This window comes from Pseudobutyrivibrio sp. ACV-2 (assembly GCF_900107545.1).
In the GTDB taxonomy this organism is placed as follows: domain Bacteria; phylum Bacillota; class Clostridia; order Lachnospirales; family Lachnospiraceae; genus Pseudobutyrivibrio.
This window is the reverse complement of the sequence record NZ_FNQZ01000043.1, coordinates 1-2,283: the sequence shown is the minus strand read 5'-3', so window position 1 is coordinate 2,283 and position 2,283 is coordinate 1. Positions and strand designations below refer to the sequence as shown.

General features: G+C 35.5%; 1 protein-coding gene and 5 tRNA genes. 1 reads left to right on the top strand and 5 read right to left on the bottom strand.

The features are described from left to right. Positions 1-402: 402 nt before the first annotated feature. Positions 403-1,812: a carbon starvation CstA family protein gene (locus BLV53_RS16805; protein WP_090302765.1), complete on the top strand. Its 1,410-nt coding sequence runs from the start codon at positions 403-405 to the stop codon at positions 1,810-1,812. A 45-nt stretch (positions 1,813-1,857) separates the two neighbouring features. Here BLV53_RS16805 and BLV53_RS16800 read toward each other — a convergent pair. From BLV53_RS16800 to BLV53_RS16780, 5 genes are all read right to left on the bottom strand, one after another. Then, a tRNA-Lys gene (locus BLV53_RS16800) sits at positions 1,858-1,930 on the bottom strand. A 17-nt stretch (positions 1,931-1,947) separates the two neighbouring features. Continuing rightward, positions 1,948-2,018 (bottom strand) — tRNA-Gly (locus BLV53_RS16795). Between the two features lie 17 nt (positions 2,019-2,035). Then, positions 2,036-2,110 (bottom strand) — tRNA-Pro (locus tag BLV53_RS16790). 11 nt (positions 2,111-2,121) lie between these two features. Further along, positions 2,122-2,194, bottom strand: a tRNA-Thr gene (locus tag BLV53_RS16785). A gap of 13 nt (positions 2,195-2,207) precedes the next feature. Continuing rightward, positions 2,208-2,279: transfer RNA gene (locus BLV53_RS16780), tRNA-Asn, on the bottom strand. Positions 2,280-2,283 lie beyond the last annotated feature (4 nt).

The window sequence follows — 2,283 nt, the reverse complement described above, 5'->3', positions numbered from 1 at the left end:
TGTGTGACTTGCTGTCCCTCAGTGCTCGATTATAATATCATCCAACCACACACATGTAAAGTGTTTTTTTGTCATTTTATCAAAGTAAATCTATTATTTAAAAAATGTTTTTTTGTTTGAATTGCGTTAACACTATAAACAATTCAATTGAAATCCCTTATACATTTTCCATTATTATATCCAATGTGAGCTATTAACTTCATTTTCGAATTCATAAGATTTAATCAAACTTGAAAAATCTTTTAACAAAAAATCTTTGATTTAACATGCGTAAATTATCACAATAATTATAAGTCATTCGAGTATTCTGATATTACTATTATATTCTTTTTATTGATAGGTCATATTACATAATTGTACACTTCCTATGATATAATGAGAAAAAAAGGGAGGTTTAAGTTCATGCTATCTTTAATTATTTCGTTTGTCGTTTTATTTGTAGGATATTTCACATACGGTAAGTTAGTCGATAAAATCTTCTCACCAGACGATCGTATCACGCCGGCCAACAAACTAAATGATGGAGTTGATTACGTTCCAATTAATACCAAAAAAGCTTTCTTAATTCAGTTACTGAATATAGCTGGAACTGGTCCTATTTTCGGAGCACTTATGGGGGCTTGTTTTGGTCCTATTGTCTTTCTATGGATTATTTTAGGATCTTTACTAGGTGGTGCTGTGCATGATTATATGGTGGGAATGATATCCGAAAGAAACGATGGTAAATCTATTGCTGAATTGTCTGGTATATATCTCGGAAATATTGCAAAATGGGGTATGAGACTCTTTTCTGTCATACTTCTTCTCTTAACAGGAACTGTATTTGTCAACAGCCCTGCAGCATTAATCGCAAGATTAACACCAAACTCTTTAAATGATAATTTTTGGATTTTAATTATTCTCATTTACTATGTTCTAGCAACATTATTACCTATCGATAAGATTATAGGTAAACTATATCCCGTATTCGGTATTGTGTTAATTACCATGGCTATATGTATTTTAGGTGGAATCGTAATTGGAGGATATCATGTCACTGAAATATCTCTACAAAATCTTCACCCAGATAATCTTCCAGTATGGCCATATATGTTCATTACTGTTGCCTGTGGTGCTATTTCAGGTTTTCATGCAACACAATCTCCTATGATATCAAAATGCATCACCACAGAGAAGGATGGACGTAAAATTTTCTACGGTGCAATGCTTGCTGAATCTGTAATAGCATTAGTTTGGGCAGCTGGGGGAATTGCCTTTTATGAAACAACATCTGCTTTAAATGATGCAATTACAACTTCAGGACAATCTGGTGTTGTATATGATATTTCTACTGGAATGCTAGGTACAGTAGGCGGCATTCTCGCTATTATAGGAGTCGTTGCTTGCCCAATCACATCCGGCGATACTGCTTTTAGAAGTGCTCGTTTAATATTAAGTGAGATTTTTGGTTTATCACAAAAACCTATTAAAAATAGACTTATTATTACATTACCTCTTTTGTGTATTGGTGCTTTACTAACACAATTGGATTTCAATGTGTTATGGCGCTATTTTTCATGGAGTAATCAAACTTTAGCTATGATAAGCTTGTGGATATCAACTGCATATTTATTAAAAACACATGCAGAAAAAATAGTATCCCTTATAACAGCACTGCCTGCCACATTTATGTCTGCTGTAAGTAGTACATATATTATAATGGCAAAAGAAGGACTTGGATTAAGTAGTCAAATTGCCTATCCATGCGGTATCATATTCGCTACTATTTTGTTTCTAATCTATATTTTTAAATTAGTAAAAAAGAATAAATAAATTAAATTATAAATAAAAAAGACAAGTTTTTACTTGTCCTTTTAGTGCGCGACCAGGGGTTCGAACCCTGGACACCCTGATTAAGAGTCAGGTGCTCTGCCAGCTGAGCTAGTCGCGCATGATATTTAATTTAAGAGCGGGTGATGGGAATCGAACCCACGTATTCAGCTTGGAAGGCTGATGTTCTACCATTGAACCACACCCGCAAACTATTAAGATTAAATCGGGGTGACAGGATTCGAACCTGCGACCCCCTGGTCCCAAACCAGGTGCTCTAGCCAAACTGAGCCACACCCCGAAAATATTAAAAGCCGATGATCGGACTCGAACCGATAACCTGCTGATTACAAATCAGCTGCTCTGCCAATTGAGCCACATCGGCTTATAATGTTGAACTCCCCGAGTAGGGCTCGAACCTACAACAACTCGGTTAACAGCCGAGTGCTCTACCATTGAGCTATCGAGGAATAT

Bases quoted from the DNA above. Each gene is read 5' to 3' on its own strand.
- BLV53_RS16805 (WP_090302765.1), top strand. From the start codon at position 403: ATGCTATCTTTAATTATTTCGTTTGTCGTTTTATTTGTAGGATATTTC.